This window comes from Actinoplanes sp. NPDC021490, from assembly GCF_055562135.1.
In genome coordinates, this window is record NZ_JBVHFW010000002.1 from 288,894 (window position 1) to 311,542 (window position 22,649).

Annotated in this window: 21 protein-coding genes; 15 read left to right on the forward strand and 6 right to left on the reverse strand. The window is 69.5% G+C overall.

The window, feature by feature from the left end; genetic code table 11:
• The first annotated feature begins 267 nt into the window (after positions 1-267).
• Positions 268-1,899, forward strand: a complete 1,632-nt coding sequence (locus ACZ3I4_RS05805; RefSeq protein WP_465380704.1) for a fatty acyl-AMP ligase — start codon at positions 268-270, stop codon at positions 1,897-1,899.
• 110 nt (positions 1,900-2,009) lie between these two features.
• Entirely contained in the window at positions 2,010-2,261 is a 252-nt protein-coding gene (locus ACZ3I4_RS05810) for a DUF397 domain-containing protein (protein WP_465380705.1), read from the forward strand.
• Positions 2,262-2,308: 47 nt separating this feature from the next.
• Here the strand turns inward: ACZ3I4_RS05810 and ACZ3I4_RS05815 are convergent, their stop codons facing one another.
• Positions 2,309-3,100, reverse strand: coding sequence for a methyltransferase domain-containing protein (locus ACZ3I4_RS05815; protein WP_465380706.1), 792 nt, complete (start codon positions 3,098-3,100; stop codon positions 2,309-2,311).
• A gap of 122 nt (positions 3,101-3,222) precedes the next feature.
• Here ACZ3I4_RS05815 and larE point away from each other — a divergent pair, with 122 nt between their 5' ends.
• From larE to ACZ3I4_RS05835, 4 genes are all read left to right on the forward strand, one after another.
• Positions 3,223-4,137, forward strand: a complete 915-nt coding sequence (gene larE, locus ACZ3I4_RS05820; protein WP_465380707.1) for an ATP-dependent sacrificial sulfur transferase LarE — start codon at positions 3,223-3,225, stop codon at positions 4,135-4,137.
• A complete protein-coding gene (gene larB / locus ACZ3I4_RS05825; protein ID WP_465380708.1) occupies positions 4,134-5,213 on the forward strand; it encodes a nickel pincer cofactor biosynthesis protein LarB in 1,080 nt (359 codons plus the stop codon). The genes larE and larB overlap by 4 nt, the downstream gene beginning before the upstream one ends.
• The gene (larC, locus tag ACZ3I4_RS05830; protein WP_465380709.1) at positions 5,210-6,463 is read left to right on the forward strand and encodes a nickel pincer cofactor biosynthesis protein LarC; all 1,254 of its coding nucleotides are present in this window, start codon (positions 5,210-5,212) and stop codon (positions 6,461-6,463) included. The genes larB and larC overlap by 4 nt, the downstream gene beginning before the upstream one ends.
• A 61-nt stretch (positions 6,464-6,524) precedes the next feature.
• A complete protein-coding gene (locus tag ACZ3I4_RS05835) occupies positions 6,525-7,364 on the forward strand; it encodes an alpha/beta fold hydrolase (RefSeq protein ID WP_465380710.1) in 840 nt (279 codons plus the stop codon).
• Between the two features lie 352 nt (positions 7,365-7,716).
• On the opposite strand, the gene ACZ3I4_RS05840 is transcribed toward ACZ3I4_RS05835, so the two are convergent.
• Complete coding sequence (locus tag ACZ3I4_RS05840; protein ID WP_465380711.1) at positions 7,717-8,937, reverse strand: mannitol dehydrogenase family protein; 1,221 nt, start codon at positions 8,935-8,937, stop codon at positions 7,717-7,719.
• Positions 8,934-10,331, reverse strand: a complete 1,398-nt coding sequence (gene uxaC / locus ACZ3I4_RS05845; protein ID WP_465380712.1) for a glucuronate isomerase — start codon at positions 10,329-10,331, stop codon at positions 8,934-8,936. The genes ACZ3I4_RS05840 and uxaC overlap by 4 nt, the downstream gene beginning before the upstream one ends.
• A gap of 162 nt (positions 10,332-10,493) precedes the next feature.
• On the opposite strand from uxaC, the gene ACZ3I4_RS05850 reads away from it, so the two are divergent.
• The 8 genes from ACZ3I4_RS05850 (at position 10,494) to ACZ3I4_RS05885 (ending at position 19,012) form a co-directional block, all read left to right on the forward strand.
• Complete coding sequence (locus tag ACZ3I4_RS05850; RefSeq protein WP_465380713.1) at positions 10,494-11,822, forward strand: extracellular solute-binding protein; 1,329 nt, start codon at positions 10,494-10,496, stop codon at positions 11,820-11,822.
• A gap of 60 nt (positions 11,823-11,882) precedes the next feature.
• The gene (locus tag ACZ3I4_RS05855) at positions 11,883-12,764 is read left to right on the forward strand and encodes a carbohydrate ABC transporter permease (protein ID WP_465380714.1); all 882 of its coding nucleotides are present in this window, start codon (positions 11,883-11,885) and stop codon (positions 12,762-12,764) included.
• A gap of 166 nt (positions 12,765-12,930) precedes the next feature.
• Positions 12,931-13,800 (forward strand): carbohydrate ABC transporter permease, encoded by an 870-nt coding sequence (locus ACZ3I4_RS05860; protein WP_465380715.1) that lies wholly within the window; start codon positions 12,931-12,933, stop codon positions 13,798-13,800.
• The gene (locus tag ACZ3I4_RS05865) at positions 13,797-14,738 is read left to right on the forward strand and encodes a Gfo/Idh/MocA family protein (protein ID WP_465380716.1); all 942 of its coding nucleotides are present in this window, start codon (positions 13,797-13,799) and stop codon (positions 14,736-14,738) included. Before ACZ3I4_RS05860 ends, ACZ3I4_RS05865 begins: the two co-directional genes overlap by 4 nt.
• A 21-nt stretch (positions 14,739-14,759) precedes the next feature.
• Complete coding sequence (locus tag ACZ3I4_RS05870; protein ID WP_465380717.1) at positions 14,760-15,587, forward strand: sugar phosphate isomerase/epimerase family protein; 828 nt, start codon at positions 14,760-14,762, stop codon at positions 15,585-15,587.
• Positions 15,584-16,639, forward strand: a complete 1,056-nt coding sequence (locus ACZ3I4_RS05875) for a Gfo/Idh/MocA family protein (RefSeq protein WP_465380718.1) — start codon at positions 15,584-15,586, stop codon at positions 16,637-16,639. Before ACZ3I4_RS05870 ends, ACZ3I4_RS05875 begins: the two co-directional genes overlap by 4 nt.
• On the forward strand, positions 16,636-17,499 hold the full coding sequence (locus ACZ3I4_RS05880) for a sugar phosphate isomerase/epimerase family protein (RefSeq protein ID WP_465380719.1): 864 nt from the start codon (positions 16,636-16,638) through the stop codon (positions 17,497-17,499). Before ACZ3I4_RS05875 ends, ACZ3I4_RS05880 begins: the two co-directional genes overlap by 4 nt.
• A gap of 235 nt (positions 17,500-17,734) precedes the next feature.
• Positions 17,735-19,012: a lactate racemase domain-containing protein gene (locus ACZ3I4_RS05885; RefSeq protein ID WP_465380720.1), complete on the forward strand. Its 1,278-nt coding sequence runs from the start codon at positions 17,735-17,737 to the stop codon at positions 19,010-19,012.
• 186 nt (positions 19,013-19,198) lie between these two features.
• On the opposite strand, the gene ACZ3I4_RS05890 is transcribed toward ACZ3I4_RS05885, so the two are convergent.
• Positions 19,199-20,281, reverse strand: coding sequence for a LacI family DNA-binding transcriptional regulator (locus tag ACZ3I4_RS05890; RefSeq protein WP_465380721.1), 1,083 nt, complete (start codon positions 20,279-20,281; stop codon positions 19,199-19,201).
• A gap of 169 nt (positions 20,282-20,450) precedes the next feature.
• Between ACZ3I4_RS05890 and ACZ3I4_RS05895 the strand changes: the two genes are divergently transcribed.
• Entirely contained in the window at positions 20,451-21,803 is a 1,353-nt protein-coding gene (locus ACZ3I4_RS05895; RefSeq protein WP_465380722.1) for an SdiA-regulated/phytase-like domain-containing protein, read from the forward strand.
• Positions 21,804-21,816: 13 nt separating this feature from the next.
• On the opposite strand, the gene ACZ3I4_RS05900 is transcribed toward ACZ3I4_RS05895, so the two are convergent.
• Both ACZ3I4_RS05900 and ACZ3I4_RS05905 read right to left on the reverse strand, forming a co-directional pair.
• A complete protein-coding gene (locus tag ACZ3I4_RS05900; RefSeq protein ID WP_465380723.1) occupies positions 21,817-22,032 on the reverse strand; it encodes a hypothetical protein in 216 nt (71 codons plus the stop codon).
• Complete coding sequence (locus tag ACZ3I4_RS05905) at positions 22,013-22,564, reverse strand: hypothetical protein (protein ID WP_465380724.1); 552 nt, start codon at positions 22,562-22,564, stop codon at positions 22,013-22,015. Before ACZ3I4_RS05905 ends, ACZ3I4_RS05900 begins: the two co-directional genes overlap by 20 nt.
• Between the last annotated feature and the right edge of the window lie 85 nt (positions 22,565-22,649).

Genomic DNA, 22,649 nt, shown 5'->3' on the forward strand with positions numbered 1-22,649 from the left:
CGCACCCACCGTCCCGCCAAATCGACGCGCGCACGCAGCTCGCCGGGCCGGACGATCGTCGCGGCCAAGCGCACCCCCCGTCCCCAACTGGACAGTCCCCGCCCTCCCAGGGGGCTGGCCCGCACGGTAGCGCAAACCTGAGCCCAGCCGCGGGTTATCCACAGGCGACGGGAACGCATCGGCCCCTGTGGACAACGGGACGCGATCTTGAGGGTGGCCGCGTAGCGTGAGGGCGGATTCGAAGCCGTCCACCGTGGGAGGGGTCGCGTGAGTCGTTTCGTGGAGGGCGTGGTGGCGAACGCCGCCCGGGCCCGCACCGGCATGGTGACCGGCGAGCCCAGCCAGGCGGTCCGGCGCACGTGGGCCGACCTGCACGCCCATGCGCGTCGCGTCGCGGGCGGACTGATCGCGAACGGTCTGCGCCCGGGGCAGGCGGTGGCCGTGCTGGCCGGGATGCCGGCCGAGATCGCCCCGGTGGCGCAGGGCGTCTGGCTGGCCGGCGGCAGCGTGACGATGTTGCACCAGCCGACCCCGCGCACCGATTTGACCATCTGGCGCGACGACACCCTGCGCGTCCTGCGCATGATCGACGCGCAGCTGGTCGTCGTCGGCGCGCCTTTCGAGCAGATAACGCCGATCCTGGATGCGTACGGGATCAGGCACTCGAATCTGGCCGATCTCGCTCAGGGCGACGAGGCCACGCCGGTCGGCGCCGACGAGGACAGCCCGGCCCTGCTCCAGCTGACCAGCGGCTCGACGGCCGAACCCAAGGCCGTCCGCATTACGCACCGCAACCTGTTCGCCAACCTGACCGATTCCAGCGAGCATCTGCGCTGCGGCGAGGACGGCGTCATGGTGTCGTGGCTGCCGATGTTCCACGACATGGGCATGATCGGCTGCCTGGCGCTGCCCATGCTCAGCGGCCTCGAGCTGGTCTGCGTCACGCCCGCCGATTTTCTGAGCCGGCCGCTGCTGTGGGCCGAGCTGATCAGCAAGTACGGCGGCACGATCACCACCGCGCCCAATTTCGCGTGGGCCGTGCTCACCCGCCAGCTGGCGCGGGTCGAGCCGGGCACGCTCGACCTGTCCACGTTGCGCGTCGCGTGCAACGGAGCCGAGCCGATCGATCCGGCCACGATGCGCGCGTTCGTCACCGCCGCGTCCCGGTTCGGTTTCGATCCCGGCGCGGTGAACTGCTGCTACGGCGCCGCCGAGAGCACCCTGGCGATCTCGCTGTCCGAGGTGTCCGATCCGATGGCGTTCGACAGCGTCGATCCGGTCGCCCTCGAACGGGACCGCCTGGCCAAGCCGGGTTCGCGGGAGCTCCCGATGCTCGGCCGGCCTTATCCGAGCGTCGAGGTGCGCGTGGTCGACGACGACGGCAAGACGCTCGGCGAACGTCAGGTCGGCCGCCTCCAGCTGCGCGGCGAGTCGGTGACTGACGGCTACATCACGCCCGCCGGGTTCGAGCCGGCCCGCGACGCCGACGGCTGGCTCGACATCGGCGACGAGGGCTATCTGGCCGACGGGCAGATCGTGGTGTGCGGGCGGCGCAAAGACGTGATCATCATGGGCGGCCGCAACATCTATCCGACCGACATCGAGCGGGCGGCCGGAGCAGTTCCCGGCGTACGCGAGGGGAACGTGGCCGCCGTCCGCCTGTCGGCCGGGGACGGGGTGGCGCGCGAGTCGTTCGCGGTGCTGGCCGAGTCCCGTCAGGCCGGCGAAGCGGACACCGCCGCTCAGATCGCCAAAGAGGTCACGGCCCGGGTGGTGGCGGAGGTCGACGCGCGGCCGGCGGCGGTGCGGATCCTGCCGCCCGGTTCGCTGCCCAAGACTCCGTCCGGCAAGCTGCGACGAGCGGCCGCGCGGGCCCTTCTCGGAAATACAAGTGATTGACTGCGATCAATTAACAGTCGACTTCCGGACAGTCGCTGGACATAGCGACACTCCGTTTACTCCATACGATGGGCTGGGGGAAGCGATCCCATCTCTGGAGGTGGAGAATCATGCATCGGCCCGATTTTCGCGGGGCCCGGTGGCGCAAGTCCAGGAACAGCTCCGAGACGAACTGCGTCGAGGTGGTCCTGGTCGACGGGGTCATCGGCGTCCGCGATTCGAAGAACCCGGACGGTCCTGTGCTGGCGTTCACGAGGTCGGAGTGGACGGCGTTCCTGAGCGGCGTCCGGGACGACGAGTTCGAGCTTGAGGAACTGGGGCGCGCGGGTGGCCGACTGGCGCACCCTCGACCGCATCGCTAGCGATATTGACTGGCAATAATGGCGTTAGGGTCGACCGGATTGCTGTCCTACTCCAAAGACTCCGTTTGGATAATGCGTGAAAGCGACGCCCGGCCGGTGTACAACCACGCATAGCGGTGCAGAGTCAGGCGGTCACGGCCGTTCAGGTCGGCCAGCAGCCGGGTCCGGAACTCTTCGCGGCGGGCGGCGGGCAGGTCGTCGAGGAACTTGCGGGCCCCGTGCGTCTGATACCACCGCCACACGGTCTCGGCGTCGGGAACGGGCAGGTCGACGCGCAGGTCGGTCTCGGTGACGTCCGCGAAGCCGGCCCGGGCCAGCTCCTCGAACTCGTCGAACGGCCGGCCCATGCTGCCACCCGGGGGAAGGTGAACGGCGAACTCGGCGAACAGCTCGTTGGCGCCGTCGGCGAATTCGAACCCGTCGGGCACCCGCCCGGGCACGGTGAAGGCGATCAACCCACCCGGCTTGAGCACCCGGCGCACCTCGCGCAGCGCGGCCGGCGGATCGTCGAGGAGGTGCACGACCAGACCGGCCGTGACCACGTCGAAGGTGGCGTCCGCGAAGCGCAGGTCGGCGGCGTCCATGAGTTGCGCGTCCAGGCCCGCACCGAGCCGGGCGACCATGCCCGGGGCGGCGTCGATGGCGGTCACCGTGTAGCCGCGCTCGCGGGCCGCGAACGCCACCGCCCCGCGGCCGGCTCCGATGTCGAGCAGTCGCGCGCCGGGCGCCGGCGGCGGAAGCCGATCGGCCAGGCCACGGCCGAGTTCGCGGAAGAAGGGCAGCACCTCGTCGTACGAACCGGCGAGCCGGTCGAAGAGGTCGATTACGTCGGACGGCACAGTCCTGGAGCATGTCGGCTGCGGCGGGCCACCGCCAGCGATTAATCTCGATCGGTGAGCTCACAGGCGCAACAAATGGCAACCCCTTGCCTGCGACCGGGACGGGCGGCGTGAATGACAGCGTGACAAATCCGGATCCACCCGACGTCGAGCGGGCGCTGACCCACGTGGCGGAGCAACTGCGCGGGGTCGGACGGCTCGGCGTGGCGTTCTCGGGCGGGGTCGATTCGTCGGTGCTGCTCGCGCTGGCCGTTCGCACACTCGGACCTGAGCGAGTGTGCGCGATCCTTGGCGTCTCGCCCAGCCTGGCCGCGGACGAACGGACGGCCGCGCACGGGGTGGCGCGGCACATCGGCGTACCGGTGATCGAGGTCGAGACGCACGAGGGTGAGCGCGACGCGTACCGCGCGAACGGCCCGGATCGCTGCTTCCATTGCAAGGACGAACTGTTCACGCGCATCGACGACCAGGTCAGCGCGCGGCACGGGCTCGACGCGGTGGCGTACGGGGAGAACGCCGACGACGTACGCCGCCGCGACCGGCCCGGGGCGAAGGCGGCCGCGGCGCATCGTGTGCTGACGCCGCTGGCCGACGCGGGTCTCGACAAGGCGGCCGTACGCCGCATCGCGCGCGCCTTCGAACTGCCGTGCGCCGACAAACCCGCGGCGCCCTGTCTGGCATCGAGGATTCCGCACTACGAGATCGTCAGCCCCCGCAAGCTGAGCGAGGTCGAGCAGGCCGAGGCGGCGTTGCGCCGGCTGGGTTTCGGCGATCTTCGCGTACGCCACCACGGCGACGTCGCCCGGGTCGAATTACCCGCCGAGGACCTCGTACGGGCCGTCGTCGAACCGATGCGCGCGCAAGTGGTCGAGGCTGTGACCGGGGCGGGCTTCCGTTTCGTGACGCTCGACCTGGTCGGCATCCAGTCCGGCGCGTTCACCGGCGCCTTCACCAACACGTCCACCGGCGCCTCCACCCCGCCCAGCTCGGCCCGGGCTGGAACCGAGGACCGCCCGGCGGCCGGGACCGGCCGATGACCGACGACCTGTCCTCCTACGCGCACCTGGATCTGGACCGGACCCGAAGGCGCGGCTACCCCGAGGCCGTCTACTGCGCGGGCAAGACACCCGAGCAGGTGGCAGGCATCGCCGCGGCGCTACGCGACCGGTCCGACGGCGTCACCTTGTTCACCCGCGCCGGAAACGAACACGCTCGCGCAGTCCTGGCGACACTCCCCAGCGCTTTCCACGATCCGGTCGCGGGCCTGCTGGCCTGGCCACCACACCCACCGGCCCCCACCGGCGAGCCCGTAGTCGTCGTAGCCGCCGGCACGTCTGACCTGCCCGTCGCGCGCGAAGCGGCCCTGACCGCGCAGTACCTCGGCCGGGCCACGGAGCTGATCGTCGACGTCGGCGTGGCCGGTCTGCACCGGATCCTCGGCCACGTCGGCACTCTGCGCCGCGCCCGCGCAGTCGTGGTCGTCGCAGGCATGGACGGCGCGCTCCCCGGTGTCGTGGCCGGCCTGATCTCCGCCCCCGTGGTCGCCGTGCCGACGTCGGTCGGTTACGGCGCCGCCTTCGAAGGTCTCGCCGCCCTCCTGACCATGCTGAACGCCTGCGCCCCCGGCGTGGCCGTAGTCAACATCGACAACGGCTACGGCGCGGGTCACCTGGCCGCCCAGATCGCCGCCCCGCCCAGCCCTCCAAACAGCGAAACCACCGCCGACAGCGCCGCCCCGCTTGGCGCCACGCCCAGTGAGGCCGCCACACCACTCAAGACTCCGCCCGACGCCACAACCAACAATCCAGCCCCAGAGACCGCCGCCCCGCTCAACGCCGCGGCCAGCGAGGCCCCCGACCACATTGCCGTCCCACCCAGCAGCGGCACTGCCACAGAAAACGCCGCGCCACCCAGCACCGCCAGCAGTGAAGCGGTGGTGCTAGGGAACACAGACGGCGACGCGGGCCCGGCGGCTGACGGGCCGGACCTGGCCGCTGACGGACCGGACCTAGCCGCTGACGGACCGGACCTAGCCGCTGACGGACCGGAGCTAGCCGCTGACGGGCTGGACCTGGCCGCTGACGGGCCGGGCCCGACGGTGGATCGCCCGTGAGGCGGCATGCGTGGGTGGACGCGTCGGCCGGGATTGCGGGTGACATGTTGCTCGGCGCCCTGCTCGATGCCGGCGCTTCGCTCACGGTCGTGCAGTCCGCGGTGGACGCCGTCTCGGGCGGAACCGTGCAAGTGCGCACCCGCGAGGTCACGCGGGGCGGGCTGCGCGCGGTCAAGGCCGAGGTGCAACCGCTCGTCGACGACCCGCCGCACCGCACCTGGCACGACGTGCGCGAGATGCTCGGACGCGCAGGAACGGACACCCGGATGGCCCTGGCGGTCTTCCGGTGCCTGGCCGAGGCCGAGGGAAGTGTGCACGGCATGAAGCCCGACGATGTGCACTTTCACGAGGTCGGCGCGCTCGACGCGATCGCCGATGTGGTCGGTTGCTGCGCGGCGATAGCCGATCTCGGCGTGAGCACCGTCTCGGCGGGGCCGGTCGCGCTCGGATCGGGCACGGTCCGCACCCGGCACGGGCGGCTGCCGGTGCCCGCACCCGCGGTGGCCGAGCTGGCCAAGGGGTGGCAGGTGTCGGCGGGCGGCGACGGCGAACTGGCCACGCCGACCGGGCTGGCCCTGCTGCGCACCCTGGCCGGAGCGTGCGAGCCGCTGCCGCCGATGACGCTGGAGGCGGTCGGCGTCGGCGCGGGCACCCGCGACCCGTCCGGGCACGCCAACGTCGTCCGCGTGATGATCGGCAGCATCCAGGCGGGGACACCGCGGCCGATCGCTTCGGAAGTGCAGACACCCCAGCCCAGTGAGCCGGCCGGCGCGGCGGTGCTGCTCGAGGCGAACGTCGACGACCTCGACCCGCGGCTCTGGCCGGGCATCCTGACCGGCCTGCTCGCTGCCGGCGCCTCCGACGCCTGGCTGGTGCCGATCGTCATGAAGAAGGGCCGCCCCGCGCACACGTTGAGCGTTCTCTGTCCGCCCGGCCTGGCCGGTCCGCTGCGTGACCAGATCTTCCGCGACACCAGCACGCTCGGCGTCCGGCACAGCCCGCGCGGCAAGGTCGCGCTGGAACGCGCGTTCGCCGACGTCACCGTGGGCGACACGCGCATCCCGGTCAAGGTCGCGCATCGCGACGGCGTGGTCGTGCAGGTCATGCCCGAGTTCGACGACGTCGCCGCGCTGGCCCGCCGCCAGGAACGCCCGGAACGACTCGTGCTTCAGGAGGCCCTGGCCGCCGCCGGCGAGGCGGGCCTGGTCGTGGGCGCGGCCCTGCCGGAGAACCTGCGATCTGCCCAATAAGCGGCTCTCCGAAGAATCTGCAATCTGCCCAGTAACGAGCTCGCACAGTAGGCTCCCGATCATGACCAGCACCGTGCGGGCCGCCGACGGCCACACCATCGGCTACGAGCTCCGCGAGCCCTCGGCCGACGCCGGCCAGGGCACCACCGTCGTGTTCCTGCCGGCCCTGGGTGTGCCGCTGTCGTACTACGCCAAGCTGTTCGACGTCTGGACCGCGGCCGGGCGGCGCGTCGTCGGGATCGAGCACCGCGGCCAGCCGATGAGCCCGATCGCCGGGATCCGCCGGGGTCGCTTCGGCTACTCCGACATCATCCGCACGGATCTGCCGGCCATTTTCGCGCTGCCCGAGGTGCGCGAGGCTGAGCGAACGATCCTGATCGGCCACAGCATGGGCGGCGCGCTCGCCCTGCTCTCGACGGCCGCGGGCACGGTCGCACCGCACGCAGTGGTCACCATCGCGACCGGAACCAGCCTGTGCAGCGCCGAGTTCGGGACGCGGCTGCGTGTGCAGCGCTATGCCGGAATCCGGGTCGTACGGACAGTAACGCGCACTCTCGGCTACTGGCCCGGCCACCGTTTCGGTTTCGGCGGACGCCAGCCCAGCACCGTGATGCGCGACTGGGCGTACGAGGCCAGCCATGGACGTTTCCGCCTGCACGGCGACACGTTCGACTACGAGGCAGCACTCGCGGGCCTCACGACGCCGCGGCTGATGCTCGACATCGAGGGCGACGATCTGATCAACCCGCGCGCGGTCGCCCTGCTCGCCAAACGCGCAGCCAAGGCCGAGCGAATGCAGGTTCGCTCGGCCGACGGCGTACGGGTCAATCACTTCACCTGGGCACGCCGCATGCCGGCCGAGGTGGCCGCCCCCATCGACGAGTGGCTGGCCACGCTGTAGCGGCCAGCCGGCCACGCGCGCGCTCCTGTCGGCCATGCCGCCGGCCGGCCACGCGCGACCTCAGCCGGTACGCAGATCCGGGCGGGACGGACATCTGCTCAAGGAGCGGGTGCGCCGGGGTGGGGAATGCGCCGCGGTCGGGAATGCGCCGCGGTCGGGAAGTCGCCGCGGTCGGGAAGTCGCGAAGCTGTTGCCGGACAGGGCGGTCGCCGCGGTCAGCCGGACGGTCTCCTCGACGGTGTAGTTCCCTGGACGCGCTGCACCACGTGGCCACAAGGCGGCCCGGCCGCGGCGATGCAACGTTCGGCGACGACCGGGCCACGCCGCAGCTGTTCGTGACTGGCAGCCCGGGTTAGCCACGAAGGGCCGACTCGACCGCCTTGATGAGCTCGTCGTCGCCGGCCAGATCGGGGGCGAGCAGTGACAACACGTCCCGTACGGAACCGGCGCGGTCGATGTACGGCTGTGCGCCCGCATCGGACACCGGCGCGCCGGCTCCCCGCAGATGGCCGATCCACGCGGCCAGGACGCGCACGGCGCCGGCCGGCAGGCGGCCGGCGGATCGTTCACCGCGCAGGACCGGCAGCACGCGGATGGGGATCTTCTGCGAGCCGTCCGAAGCGATCTGCGCAAGCGTGTGTCGGATGCGCGGATTGGCGAAACGCTCAAGAAGCGCCACTCGGTAGGCGTTCAGTTCATCCGCGGCCAGCGGCACATAGCGGCAGGCCTCGTCCCACCATTCGTCGAGCCAGCCCCGGCACACCGGATCGGCCACGGCGTCCGACACAGTCTCGTGGCCGAGCGCGCTGCCGGCGTACGCGAGCAGGGAATGCCCGCCGTTGAGCAGCAGGAGCTTGCGCGTCTCGTACGGCACGACGTCGTCGACGAACCGGGCGCCGGCCTCCTCCCACGGGGGACGTCCGGCCGGGAAGTCGCCGCTGAGCACCCATTCGGTGAACGGCTCGGTCACCACCGGCGCCGCGTCGGCCCATCCACCGGCCGACTGCACATCCCGTACGTCGGAAGCAGTTGTCTTGGGGGTGATGCGGTCGACCATCGTGGTCACGAAGGAGACGTTGGCGGTGATCCACTCGTCGAGCGCGGGATCGAGACGGGCGGCCAGCTCGTGCACCACGCGCGCCGTCACCTCGCCGTTGCCGGGCAGGTTGTCGCAGGACACGACGGCCAGCGGGCCCGAGCCCGCCAGGCGACGCGCGGCCAGGCCGTTGACCAGGCGGTCGGCCACCACCCCGGACGGCGCGTACGCGGCCTCGGTCATCGTGATCGTCACGACGGCCGTCGACTGCGCGGACATGAGCGTTCGCCACGCCGCGGCGTCGCTTCCCGGATGCGCGGAGGTGAGCGCTTCCTGCACGAACAGTTCGTCGGTGGACGGACCGCGCACCACGAGCGTGTAGCGGCAGTCCTGAGCGCTCAGCGTCTCGGCGAGCGCGGCCGAGCGTCCGGTGAACGCGGCGATGCCCCAGTCACCGGAGCTGGCACCGGTGTACCAGGCCTGGTGGGCCCGGAAGAACCCGCCGAGCCCCAGATGGACGATGCGGGTCGGCCTCACAGTTTGAACACCTTCCGGGGTTGGGTGGCGACAAGCGCGGTGAGCGTATCGAGCGCCTCGTCCTCGTCCAGACGGTGCGTGGAGACGAGTTCGGCCAGAAAACCGGCGTCGAGGCGGCGCGACATGTCGTGCCGGGCCGGGATCGAGCAGAACGCGCGCGTGTCGTCGATGAAGCCGGACATCCGGCTGAATCCGGCGATCTCGGTGACGGCCCGCTGGTAGTGCCGGATCTCGCTCGGATTGTCGAGGAACCACCAGGGCGCGCCGGCGTACACGGCGGGGTAGAAGCCGGCCAGCGGCGCGATCTCGCGGCTGTAGACGTCCGGGTCGACCGTGAACAGCACGAGGTGCAGGTTGGGGTGCGTGCCGAAGCGATCGAGCAGCGGCTGCAGCGCGGCCGTCAGTTCCAGCTGGACGGGGATGTCGTGCCCGGTGTCGGGGCCGAAACCGGCGAGCGTGGCCGGGTGGTGATTGCGCCATACGCCGGGGTGCAAGGTCATCACCAGGCCGTCGTCGCACGACATGCGCGCCATTTCGAACGTCATGTGCCGGCGGAACGCGGTCGCCTCGGCCGGTGTGATCGTCCGTTCGAGCGCGGACCGGTAGATTCGCTCAGCTTCGCTCACCTCGAGCGGTTCGGTTCCGGCGTCGAAGTGACCGTGGTCGGCCGAGACCGCGCCGAGCGAGACGAAGTAGCGCCGCCTCTCCTCGAGGGCCGTGATGTAGCCGGCGTAGCTGCCGGTATCGCCGTGCAGCTCCTTGATCACTTCAGGCCAGCCGGGACGGCCGAGCTCGAGATACCGGTCGGGCCGGAAGGTCGGTGCGATACGCGTCCGGACGGCCGGGTCGTCACGCAGCGCCCGGTGGGGGGCCAGGTCGTCGGCCGGGTCGTCGGTGGTCGCCAGGAAGTCGATGTTGAACCGCGCCAGCAGCGCGCGGGGCCGATGGCTGTCCTGCCCGAGTTGCGCGCCGATCTGGTCGTACAGGGCGTCGGCGTTCTCCGACGACGGCCGCTCGGTCACCCCGAACACCTCGGCCAGCGACGACTCGAACCAGTAGCGCACCGGCGTGCCGCGCAGCACGTGCCAGTTCGCGCAGAACAGCCGCCACGCATCGCGGGCACGCTCCTCGGAGAGCGGTCCCTCCCCCACGCCGAGCGCCGTCAGCGGCACCCCGCCGGCGTGCAGCAGCCGCGTCACGTAGTGGTCGGGCTGGATGAACAGCGAGGCCGGGTCGACGAAGGGCTCGTCGTCGAGGATCAGCCGCGGATCGACGTGCCCGTGCGGACTGATGATCGGCAGCCCCCGCACCTGCTCGTAGAGACGGCGGGCGATCGAGCGGACCCCCGGGTCAGCTGGCAGCAGCCGATCGGGGTGCAACGTCAGAGCAGCCATGCGTCCGAGCCTGTTCGCCCACATTCGCCGCAGGCAATCAGTTGCCAGTTGTTGCCTGGGCGTCGCGGCAACAACTGGCAACTAATTGCGCTCAAGTTAACGGGAGACACACAGTGACCCCGATCACTCCCTACCGCAAGCGGCTCAGAGGAGACAACTTCCATGAATTCGAAACGGTTGACGGCGCTGGCCGCTGTGACGGCTTTGGCGCTGGGTGTTGCCGCCTGTGGTGGCGACGATGAGGGCGGCGAGGGTGGCGCCGGCAAGACGCTCAACGTGCTGATCGGCGCGAACACTCAATACCCCGAAGAGTTCCAGGCGTGGCAGAAGGACATCAGCACGAAGTTTAAGGCGGCCACCGGCGCCGAGGTGAAGTTCGAGACCTTTGCCAGCGCCAACGACGAACTGACGAAGATCCAGACCTCGGTGGTGTCGGGCTCCGGGCCCGACGTCTACGCGGTCGGCACCACGTTCACGCCGACGGCCTATTCGACCGGCGCCTTCGTGAAAATGGGCGACGAGCAATGGCAGAAGATCGGCGGCAAGGAGAAGTTCAACCCGGCCACGCTGGGCATCTCCGGCCCGGACGAGCAGAACCAGGTCGGCATTCCGTGGGTGAGCCGCCCGTTCGTCATGGCCTACAACACCGACGTGCTCAAGGCGGCCGGCATCGACAAGCCGGCGACCACGTGGGACGAACTGACCGCACAGGCCAAGCAGCTGACCAAGGGCGACCAGTACGGTCTGGCCATCGCCTACAAGGACAACTTCGACCCGTGGAAGTTCGTCTGGGGCATGTCGACCCAGGCCGGCAACCCACTGGTGGACGGCAAGACGGCGAAACTGTCCGACCCGGCCGTGCAGAAGGCGTACCAGACTTACTTCGGCTGGCTGGCCAACGACAAGGTGGTCGACCCGGCCGCCGTCGGATGGACGAACCCGCAGGCCCTCGCCGCCTTCGCCAAGGGCAAGACCGGTTACTTCCTGCTCACCACGACGACCGCGACCAACTCGCTCGATCAGGGTGCGGTCAAGGGCAAGTGGAAGTTCGCGCTGCTGCCGACCGTCCCGCCCGGCGCGACCAGCCGGCCGGCCAACGGCGTGGAGGCCGCGAGCATCCTCTCCGGTGACAACCTTCTGGTCGCCGACTACTCGAAGAACAAGGACCTTGCCTTCGAGTACGTCAAGCTGGTCACCGACCAGGAGGCGCAGCTCGACTACTACAAGAAGTTCGGCAACCTGCCGGCCAACGCGGCCGCGCTGCAGACCCTCGCGTCGGACGAGCAGCTCGCGCCGGTCACCGAGGCGGCCAAGAAGTCGGTGGCGACCCCGTTCACGGGCGCCTGGGCCGACATCCAGCTCGCGCTGACGAACGTCGCCGTGCAGACGCTGCCCGAACTGACCAAGGGCCCGCTCAACACCGGTCAGCTCGACTCGCGCATCGCCGACGCGCAGAAGTCGGCACAGAGCTCGCTGGACAGGGCCAAGTAGATGGCCACCCTCGCGCCCCCCGAGCAGAAAGCGCCACCGGGGCACGTACGCCGGAAAGGGGTGACGGAGCAGCAGCGCCCGCTGTGGCTCCTCACCCCCGGCGGGGTGCTGATGACGCTGGTCATCGTGCTCCCGCTGATCCTGGCCCTGTGGATCTCGCTGATCGACCTGGACCAGTACACACTGCGCCGGTGGGTGGAGGCGCCGTTCATCGGGCTGGACAACTACGTCGAGTCGTTCAGCTCGGGCCTGCTCAACTCGATCTGGATCAGCGTCTCGTTCGCGGTCATCTCGACCATCGCCACCGTGCCGATCGGCATCGCTGCCGCCCTGGTCACGCAGAACAAATATCGGGGCCGCGGCCTGGTCCGGGCGGTTTTCCTGATCCCGTACGTCCTCCCGTCGTTCGTCGTCGCGTCGGTGTGGCGCACGATGCTGCAGCCGGACGGGATCGTGAACGCCTGGCTGGCCAAGGTGGGCATCGACGGCGGCCTGTGGCTCAGCGGTCCCACGTCGTACTGGACCCTGATTCTGGTCGAGATCTGGGCGGCCTGGCCGTTCATCTACCTGATGTCGCTGGCGGCCCTGCAGTCGGTCGACCATGAGGTGCACGAGGCGTCGGCCGTCGACGGGGTGACCTGGTGGCCCAAGCTGCGCCGGGTGATCCTGCCCTACCTGCGCGGCCCGGTGCTGCTCGCCTGCCTGCTCGCCACGCTCAATCACATCAACAACTTCACGTTGCCGTTCGTCCTGTTCGGGGCACCCGCGCCGGAGGACGTGAACGTGATGCCGATGATCGTCTACGTCACCAGCTTCCAGAGCCTGAGGTTCGGGCTGAGCGCGGCGATGGCGGTGCTGTCGCTGGTGCTGATCGCCATCCCGCTGTTCATCTACTTGCGCGCGGTTCGGCTGGACGTGCACGAGGATGGAGGCCGGCGATGACCGCACTGAGCGAAGCGACCAACGAGACCGCTAGCGAAGCGACCAATGAGACTGCTAGCGAAGCGACCAACGGGACCGCTAGCGAAGCGGCCACAGGGACCGCCGGCGAAGCGACCTCAGAGACCGCCGGCGAAGCGACCAATGGGACCGCTCAGGAGGTTCGGAAATGAGCACTTCCGCCTCGGCCGAGGCCACCCGCCTGCTCCCCCGCTGGATGCTGGTCGTTCTGACCGCGATCCTGGTCGCCCTGGTGCTCATCCCGGTGCTGTACATCGTGCTCGCCTCGCTCAACAGCGACGTGGGCGTGGCGTCCGGCGAGTTCTGGCCCAGCTCGTGGAGCCTGGAGAGCTACAGCCGCATCTGGACAACCGCCGATCTGTCCACCGGCATCGTGAACAGTCTGATCGTCTGCGCGTTCACCGCCGTCGCGTCGGCGATCCTCGGCACCACCACCGCGTACGTGCTGGTCCGCTACACGTTCGTCGGCCGGCTGACGATCCTGCGCGGGCTGGTCGGCCTGCAGAGCATCCCCGGCACGCTCATGCTCCTGCCGGTGTTCGTGCTGTTCTCGTCGGCCGGGAACTACCTGGGCGTGACCGTGATCGGCACCCGGTGGGGCCTGTTCATCGCCTACCTGACGTTCGCCCTGCCCTTCTCGACGTGGGTGATGGTGACCTATCTGCGCGGGCTGCCGCGCGAACTCGAGGAGGCAGCGCGCACCGACGGCGCGTCGACCCTGGTCATCCTGTGGCGGATCATCTTCCCGCTCAGCCTGCCGGCGATCGTGGTGTCCGGGATCTTCGCGTTTCTGCTCGGATGGAACGACGTGTTGTTCGCTTCGGTGCTCACCCGGCCGGAAACGCACACCGCGGCCGTCGCTCTGCAGATCGTCGGCTCGTCGCAGGAAGGCGGCGCGCTACCGGTCTACTCGCAGATCATGGCCGCCTCGCTCATCTGCGCGGCCCCGGTCGTGCTGTTGTACCTGCTGTTCCAGCGCTACCTGGTCGGCGGCCTGACCGCGGGCGGCGTGAAGTGACCGGCCGGCCCAGGGTTGTGGTGATCGGTCTGGGCGACGTCTCCATCGTGCACCTAGCGGCGATCGAGAAGCTGGGCGCCTCGCTCGCCGGGGTGTGCGACTCGCACGGCGACTATCGCGCACTTCTGGACGACGTACGCCCGGATGTTGTCCATATCTGCACGCCGCACGACCGGCACGTGCAAGTCGCGCTCGCCGCGCTCGAGCTCGGTGTGCACGTCCTGCTCGAGAAGCCGGTCGCGCACACGGTCGAGCAGGCCGACCTGTTCGTCACGGCGGCCAAGGACCACCCGGAGCTCAAGGTCGGCGTGTGCCTGCAGAACCGCTACAACCTGACGTCGCAGGCCGCCCACGAACTGCTCACCTCGGGCGAGATGGGCCGGGTGCGCGGCATCTCGGCGTCGGTCCTCTGGCATCGCGACGCGACCTACTACGCCGCGCGACCGTGGCGGGGTGTGCGCGAACGCTCAGGCGGCGGCGTTCTGATCAACCAGGCGATTCATACGCTCGACCTCGTGCAGTGGCTGGCCGGTGAGGTCACGGTCGTCCGCGGGCACGCCGGGCAGTACGGCGGGGCCTCCGGGGACGTCGAGGACACCGCGCACATGGTGCTCGACCATGCGGGCGGCGCGCGCAGCGTCTTCTTCGCCACGACTACCAACGCGGTCGACTCGCCGGTCACGATCGAGGTCGCGGCCGAGCGCGGCACGCTGCTCATCCGCGGCGATCTGACGGTGGCGTACGCGGACGGCCGGGTGGAGACGATCGCCGAGCTCGCCCCGGACGGAGGCGGACGCGCGTACTGGGGCGCCTCGCACGAACTGCTCATCGCCGACTTCTACCGCTCGCTCGACGACCCGGAACCGTTTTGGATCGGACCGCAGGAGGCCCTCAAGAGCCAGCACCTGATCGACGAGCTCTACCGACAACACACCTGAGCTGCAGGAAGGGCATCCTCCATGTGGACTCTCTCCGGATTCTCCGACGAGATCTCACCCGACTTCACCGAGCAGTGCGAGGTCGTCTCGGGCCTCGGCATGAAGTTCGTCGAGGTGCGCAGCGCCTGGGACGTCAACATTCTCGACCTCTCCCCCGACCAGCTCGACACGATCAAGAAGACCCTTTCCGCGTACGGGCTGAAGGTGTCCTCGATCGGGTCGCCGATCGGCAAGATCCCCGTGACCGAGGACTTCGCGCCGCACCTCGAGCGCATGAAACACGCGGCCGAAGTGGCCAAGCTGCTCGAGGCCCCGTACATCCGGATCTTCTCGTTCTTCATGCCCGCCGGCGACGATCCGGCCACCCATCGCGCGGAAGTGATCGATCGGATGCGCGCGCTCGTGCGCGTGGCCGAGGACGCCGACCTGATCCTGCTGCACGAGAACGAGAAGGAGATCTACGGCGACGTGCCCAGCCGCTGCCTGGATCTGATCCGCTCGGTCGGCTCGCCCTACCTGCGCCTGGCCTGGGATCCGGCCAACTTCGTGCAGGTCGGCGTGCGGCCGTACACGGACGGATACGCGCAACTGCGCCCGCACGTCGAGTACGTGCAGATCAAGGACGCGCTGTTCGCCGACGGAACCGTGGTGCCGGCCGGGCAGGGCGACGGTGAGCTGGCCACCACGATGCGCGCGCTGCGGCACGACGGGTTCGACGGGTTCTTCTCGCTCGAACCGCACCTGGCCGCGGGCCACACGACCGGGGGTTTCTCCGGGCCCGAGCTGTTCACGACCGCCTGGCGGGCCTTCACCGGCCTGCTCGACAACGAGGAGATCGAGTACGCATGAGTGTTCCCAGGTTTGCGCTGGTCGGCGCGGGTGTGATCGGGAAGCACCACGGCCGGGTCATGAGCGAGCTCACCGACCGGCTCGAACTGGTCGCGGTGGCCGACGTGGTGCTCGATCGTGCGCGTTCGCTCACTGCCGAGCGCGGCGGACGACCGTACGGGTCGCTGCAGGACGCGCTGGCCGCCGAACAGATCGACGTCGTGGTCGTCTGCACGCCGACCGGGCTGCACGGTCCGGTCGCGATCGAGGCGCTCGGCGCGGGCAAGCACGTCATCATCGAGAAGCCGGCCGAGACGACCGTCGCGCGCACCGACGAGATCATCGCCGCCCGCGACAAGGCGGGCACGCTGGTCACCGTCATCTCGCAACACCGGTTCGACCCGTCCACCGAGCAGACCCTCGCGGCCATCGCGGCGGGCGAGTTCGGCCGGGTCAGCTCGGGCATCGCGGCGATCGACTGGTGGCGCGGGCAGAGCTACTACGACTCCGGCGACTGGCGCGGCACCTGGGAGCTCGACGGCGGCGGCGCGCTCATGAACCAGGGGGTGCACACGGTGGACCTGCTCGTGGCCGCGCTCGGCAAGCCGGTCGAGGTGTTCGCTTATGCGGGAACGCTCGCCCACGAACGCATCGAAGTCGAGGATGTGGCCGCCGGAGTTGTTCGTTTCGAGTCGGGCGCGCTGGGCGTGCTGCACGCGACGACCTCGGCGTACCCAGGCCTGAGCGCTCGTCTGCAGGTGCACGGCGACCGGGGGTCGGCCGTCATCGACAACGACGAGCTGGCGTTCTTCCACGCCACGCCGGTCGGTGCGCCGATCGAGGAGAAGCTGATGGGCACGACGCAAGCCGTGTCGGGCGCCGGCCCGGACACCGCCAGCAGCAACCCCGGCATGCTGTCGGACGCCCACCGCATGCAGTACCTGAACTTCCTGGACGCCCTGGCCGGTGATGCTGCCCTCCGCGTCGACCTGGAGACCAACCGGCAGTCGATCGCCGTGATCACCGGAGCCTACGAATCCGCGCGGACCGGAAAGCCTGTGAAGCTCGCATGAGCAGGATCGCGGCCAACCCCATCCCCTACTGGGCGTCGGCGGGCAAGACCAAAGAGGTGTTCGACGAGGCCTTCGCCGACTTCCACGCGATCGGTTTCACCGCGGTCAAGGCCGACGTCCCCGAGGGCATGACCGCGGACGACTATCGCGCCTGGATCGGCGGGTACGGGTTGTCGCCGTCGCTCAGCCTGTTCAACTCGCCGTTCGACGACACGGTCACGGCCGCGGGCGAGGTGGAGAAGGCCAAACGGTTCGCTGCCGACCAGGTCGCGCTCGGTCTCGACCGTACGATGGTCTCCTCGATGTCGCTTCCTGCGCGTCTGGAGCATCCGGCCGTGGGCGCCGACTTCGACGAGGGACGACTGAGCCGCGCCATCGACATGTGCGGCGAGGTGTGCCGGGCGCTGGCCGCCGAGGGACTCCGGCCGTTGCACCATTCGCACATCGGCGGAGTGTTCGAAACCGAGCGCGAAATCACCCGCCTGCTCGACGACCTGGGCGCGGACGTGATCGGTTTCGGACCCGACACGGGCCATCTGCGCTGGGCCGGCATCGAGCCGGCCGCGTTCATCCGCCGCTACGCGGACAGAATGGGCGGCATCCACATCAAGGACGTCTTCCCCGACTACCTCGACGGCTCGAAGCTGTCATACCGGGAGGCCACCGCTTCCAAGCGCCTGTGGGCCGAGCCCGGCCTGGGCGTGGTGGACTTCGCCGCCGTCCTCGACGCCATCCCGGCATCCTACGACGGCGACTTCATGATCGAGGTGGACGAACCGTCCGTGTCGTCGAAGCTGGAGTCCCACGAGATGTCGTTCGCGTGGGCCCGCCGCGCCCTCGCCGACCGAGTCACCGAGTGACGCCCGCAGCCGGCCCCGGCCCGTCCGTCACTTGCCGACTCAGCCGGCCCGGCGGTCGCAGGCAATGTGACCGGGTCGCGGTCGCGGCCAGGATCAGCCCGCTCGGGCGGGCACGGGCATAGTTACGAAGTGACGGCACTATCGGGCTCGGCGCCTGGCGTTCGCGGGAGTCACTGACTGGCGGTCGCGGCCGGGCTCGGCGTGCAACGATTTCGAGCAACGGGAAGGACCAGCGATGACTTCGACTGTTGCGGGACAGGCGGCACGGCTCGGGGGCGCCGATCGGGTGCTCACCGAGGACGAGGTCACCGCCTTCGTGCTCGAGCAACTCGGCGGCCTCGACGTGGACGGGCGCAGCGTGTGCGTGCTCGTGCCCGACGCGACCCGTACGTGTCCGTTGCCGTTGCTCGTCGGCGCCGTGCATCGCGCACTGCACGGGCGCGTGTCGCGGCTGACCGTTCTGATCGCTCTGGGCACACACGGCGCGATTTCGCCCGAGGCCCTGAACGCGCACGTCGGCGTCTATCCGGACACGACCGTCGTCAACCACGAGTGGTGGAAGCCGGAGACGTTCGCTCATCTTGGGACGATCCCGAGTGAGCGAATCGCCGAACTGTCCGGTGGGCGGATGAGCGGAGACGTCCCCGTCCTGCTCAATCGCGCAGTGGTCGAGCACGACATCGCGATCGTCGTCGGGCCGGTGCTGCCGCACGAGGTGGTCGGCATGTCGGGCGGCAACAAATACTTCTTCCCGGGCGTAGCGGGCCAGCAGATCATCGACGTGTCGCACTGGCTGGGCGCGCTCATCACCTCAGCGGAGATCATCGGAACGACCGGGCTCACCCCCGTACGGGCCCTGATCAACGACGGCGCCGCCATGATCCCCGCCGAGAAGTACGCGTTCTGCGTGGTCACCGCCGAGTCACCGCCCGAGGGGACGGACAGCGACAAGAGCAGCGCCCTGCACTCGGTCTCGTTCGGCGACTGCATCTCGTCGTGGGCGAGCGCCGCCGAGATCAGTGCGGCCACCCACGTCAGCTACCTCGACCGCCCCCGCCGCCGGGTGCTGTCCCTGGTCCCCCAGATGTACGACGAGATCTGGACCGGAGCCAAGGGCTTCTACAAAGTGGAACCGATCGTGGCCGACGGCGGCGAGGTGATCCTGTACGCCCCGCACATCCGCGAGATCGCGACCAGTCACCCTCAGATCCACGAGATCGGTTACCACTGCCGAGACTATTTCGTGAAGCAGTGGGACACGTTCGAACACGTGCACTGGGGAGTGCTCGCCCACTCGACACATCTGCGCGGGGCGGGCACCTACGACCCGCAAACGGGCATCGAGAAGCTGCGCGTTGATGTCACTCTGGCCACCGGCATCCCCGAGGACGTGTGCCGCGCGGTCAACCTCGGCTACCGCGACCCGGCCACGATCGACATTGCCGAGTTCGCCGCCGACCCGAACACGCTGGTGGTTCCCCGAGCCGGCGAGGTCCTCTTCCGCCTGAGATGAACGCCCAGTGCGCGCGGACACCATCGAACACTCACGGCGGGCCGTCGACGGCAACGCTCACAAACGGCCAAGCGATGGTGCTCCCTGCGCGCAACGACCATCAAGCGCTCATAGCGCGCGACAGACACGAGCACTCACCGCCCGCAACAGACACGAGCACTCACCGCCCGCAACAGACACGAGCGCTCATCGCGCGCGGATGACATGGGCGCGAGCGGGCTGGCTGTCGGTCAACGTGGGCGGGCGCCCGAGGGCGGTTCGCGGGCGGGGCACGGTTGTGGCGCCGCGCGGTGGGGCGGTCGACTCGCGGATCACGAGCCGTACGGGAAGGACCAGTGGCCGGCCGCTCGTGCGGGCGCCCTGGGCTACGGCAATGCAGTTCTGCACGCCGGTGAAACCCATGCGGTACAGCGGTGACGCGATGGTCGTCAGCTGCGGCTCCACCAGCTCGTCGAAAATGATGTTGTCGAAGCCGACGACGCTGACCTGCTCGGGCACGGCCACCCCGAGCCGGCTCAGTCCCTTGACGATGCCGATCGCCAGCTGGTCGTTGTAGGCCTGCACGGCCGTCGCATCGATCTCGGCCACGCGCAGCGCCGCGCTCAGACCGGCGAGCACCGTCGGCTCGTACGGGCCGAGCCTGCGCGCCTCGAGACCGAGCTCGGCGGCGGATTGCCGCAGGGACCGCCACCGTACGCCGTCCGACCAGCTCGTCTCCGGACCGGCCACGTACACGATTCGCTCATGTCCGAGCGACGCAAGATGCTCGACCGCGCGCCGGATGCCCCGCTCGGCGTCGTTGAGCACGCAGTTGGCCTCCGGGATGATCCGGTTGAGCAGTACGACGGCTTTCTGCTTGGCGACCATCCGCAGCGCCGAGTCGGTCATCCGGGAACTGGCGATCACCACGCCGTCGACCTGGGCCAGCTCCTGCTCGATGGTCTGCCGTTCGACCTTCGGTGACTCGTTCGTGTGCGACAGGATCAGCTGGTAGCCGGCCTCGCGAGCCGCCTCGTACGCCCCCTTGATGATGTCGCCGTAGAACGGGTTGGTCACGTCGGCCACGACAAGGGCGATCGCGTTCTGGACGACTCCGGTGCCGGGCCGCCGGGCCTGAGCCCCCGTCCGATATCCCAGCTTCTCGGCCGCCTCGAAAATACGCTGCGCGGTGTCCGCGTTGACCCGGCCGGGCCGGGCATAGGCCCGCGAAACGGTGGAGGCGGCTACCCCCGCCTCCCGCGCCACGTCATAAATTGTCGGGCGGCTCATGTCGAGGATGTTAAATCCGCGGGACGCCGCGAAACAGCCCTGCCGCCGATTCGCCGATCTCGTCGTCACCGAGTCCCGTGTATCGCAGGTGCGCACCGAGGTCCCCGGGTGGTTGATCCCTGTCATAGTCGGGTGAGCGATTTCGTTCCAGGAGGTTGAATCGGTCATCGTGCGCGTCCTCAGTCTCCTCGTCATCGCCGCCAGTGTCGTGTCCCCGCCGCCAACCGCCTTACGGCCCGCGCTCGCCCAGCTGACTGCCCCGCAGGCCGCGCGCGCCCAGCCACCGGCCTCACGGAACACGCTCACCCGCCAAGCTGCCCCACCGTCCGCCTTCACGCACCAAGCCCCGGGGTCCGCTCTCGCCTACCAGGCCGACCCACTGGCCGCGCTCGGCTACCGAGCCGACCAACCGGCCGCGCTCGCCCACCTAGCCACCAACGCAGAGCCGGCCGCCCTCGCCCAGCAGGCCGCCCTCGCCCAGCAGGCCGCCCTCGCCCAGCGGGCCGCCCCGGTGTGCACGATTCGCGACGAGCGGCTCGACGAACTGTCCGGGATGGTGGCCGTCCAGTCCGGCTATGTCGTCGTCAACGACGGCTCGGACTTCACGGCCCGCCGGAGGATCTTCTTCCTGAACTCGGCCTGCAAGGTGACGAAAACCGTGTCCTATCCGTCGCGGCCACGTGACACCGAGGATCTGGCGCGCGGCACCGACGGCACGCTCTGGGTCGGCGATATCGGCGACAACAGTGGCAGTCGAAGCACTGTCGCGGTGTGGAAACTCGCTCCCGGCGGCAAGCGTCCGGCCCTGTTCCGCATGGCTTATCCGGATGGCGCCCGCGACGCCGAAGCTCTGCTCGTGACCGCGGACAACACGCCGATCGTTATCAGCAAGGAAGGGGGAACGGCCGGGCTTTACGTGCCGACCGGGGCGCTCAGCCGCAATTCCACGACGCCGCTGCGCAAGGCGGGCGAGGTGACCGTGCCTCTGACCTCGACGAGCAATCCGTTCTCGTTTCTGGGCCGGGCCGTCGTCACCGGTGCCGCCATGTCGCCCGACGGCCGTCACGTGGTCCTGCGAACCTATGCCGACGCGTTCGAATTCGACGTTTCCGACGGCGACGTGATCAGCGCCCTCACGAGCGGAAAACCGCGTCAGATTCCGCTCCCCGACGAGCCTCAGGGCGAAGCGATCACCTACAGCGCGGACGGCCGTTCACTGCTCACCGTCTCCGAATCCTCGGGCGACGGCGCCGCACAACCAAGCATTCTCCGGTACGCCGTGGCCGACCGTCCCGCCGTGACGCCGGAGCAACCGGCCGAGGTCCCCGCGTCGGGCACCACAACCACGCCGACCAGCGCGGCCACCGACTCGCCCCGGAGCGACGCCCCTCGAAACGCCGCAGCCGAGGACGAGCCGCCGTCCAAATACATTGCCGTGGTGGCCGGGCTGATTGCCGCATCGGCTTTGGTCCTGGCCGCGGTTCTCGTCCTGGTCCGCCTGGCTCGTCGTCGTAAGCGATAGGCAAGCAGCGACGTTACTTTCCGTCGGGATCTGTCCGGCGGACCTTGCGCATCAGCATGGCCCACACGCCGTAACCGGAACCGATGTTGCCGGTCGTCACGCCGGCCGCCATTCCCATGAAGAGAGCCTGGGCGCAGTCGGGGCAGACCTCCCGCCCCGTCACCGTCTTCTCGAACGGCTCTCTCACCCGTCGCCGGCAATCCGGGCATTCACGCCCTCCGAACGCCATGCGCCGCCTCCTTCACGTCAATACCCATCTCGGCCCGGACGGCCCGATCGTTGAAGCCGGCAATCGGCATGATGAAACACAGCTCGCCCCGGCGCCGTTTGCGCGGCGCTCGCCGGCCGCCGCGGGCAATGTGAACAACGCGCGCAATGCCGGCCTCGCTGATATGGACTTCCAGCATGGCGAAGGGCCAACGACCGCGCACCCGTACGCGTTCGACGATGTCATGAGGCAGGACGACACCGTCACAACCGGCCGCCGCCAGCATGATTCCGTCCGGCCCGGATTCGAGCACGGACGGCCGCTTGTGGGACCTCAGGACAGAGAAGCCCGGATACAAGATCGTGAAAGTCACGACGTAGAGGACGCCGAAGGACGCGGACGGAAAGTCCCATCGACCGGCCAACGCCGAGGTCGTCAGGCCGGCCACCAACCAACCCAGCGCACCGGCGAACACGGCCACCGTCGCGGTCGCGAGCAGAAACCGCCGCAGCGACCAACCGCGGGCTGCCGAAGCCGTGCTCTCCGCGCTCACGGACAGATCATGACAGCCGCGCGCACCTCCGAGCAGGGTCAGGTTGTCGGATCGCGGACACGAGAGGCTACTTCGACCAACTTGG

Coding starts and splice junctions, on each gene's coding strand:
- ACZ3I4_RS05810 (WP_465380705.1), top strand. CDS start 2,010: ATGCATCGGCCCGATTTTCGCGGGGCCCGGTGGCGCAAGTCCAGGAAC.
- larB (WP_465380708.1), top strand. CDS start 4,134: ATGACCGACGACCTGTCCTCCTACGCGCACCTGGATCTGGACCGGACC.
- ACZ3I4_RS05835 (WP_465380710.1), top strand. CDS start 6,525: ATGACCAGCACCGTGCGGGCCGCCGACGGCCACACCATCGGCTACGAG.
- uxaC (WP_465380712.1), bottom strand. CDS start 10,331: ATGGCTGCTCTGACGTTGCACCCCGATCGGCTGCTGCCAGCTGACCCG.
- ACZ3I4_RS05850 (WP_465380713.1), top strand. CDS start 10,494: ATGAATTCGAAACGGTTGACGGCGCTGGCCGCTGTGACGGCTTTGGCG.
- ACZ3I4_RS05860 (WP_465380715.1), top strand. CDS start 12,931: ATGAGCACTTCCGCCTCGGCCGAGGCCACCCGCCTGCTCCCCCGCTGG.
- ACZ3I4_RS05870 (WP_465380717.1), top strand. CDS start 14,760: ATGTGGACTCTCTCCGGATTCTCCGACGAGATCTCACCCGACTTCACC.
- ACZ3I4_RS05875 (WP_465380718.1), top strand. CDS start 15,584: ATGAGTGTTCCCAGGTTTGCGCTGGTCGGCGCGGGTGTGATCGGGAAG.
- ACZ3I4_RS05880 (WP_465380719.1), top strand. CDS start 16,636: ATGAGCAGGATCGCGGCCAACCCCATCCCCTACTGGGCGTCGGCGGGC.
- ACZ3I4_RS05885 (WP_465380720.1), top strand. CDS start 17,735: ATGACTTCGACTGTTGCGGGACAGGCGGCACGGCTCGGGGGCGCCGAT.
- ACZ3I4_RS05890 (WP_465380721.1), bottom strand. CDS start 20,281: ATGAGCCGCCCGACAATTTATGACGTGGCGCGGGAGGCGGGGGTAGCC.
- ACZ3I4_RS05900 (WP_465380723.1), bottom strand. CDS start 22,032: ATGGCGTTCGGAGGGCGTGAATGCCCGGATTGCCGGCGACGGGTGAGA.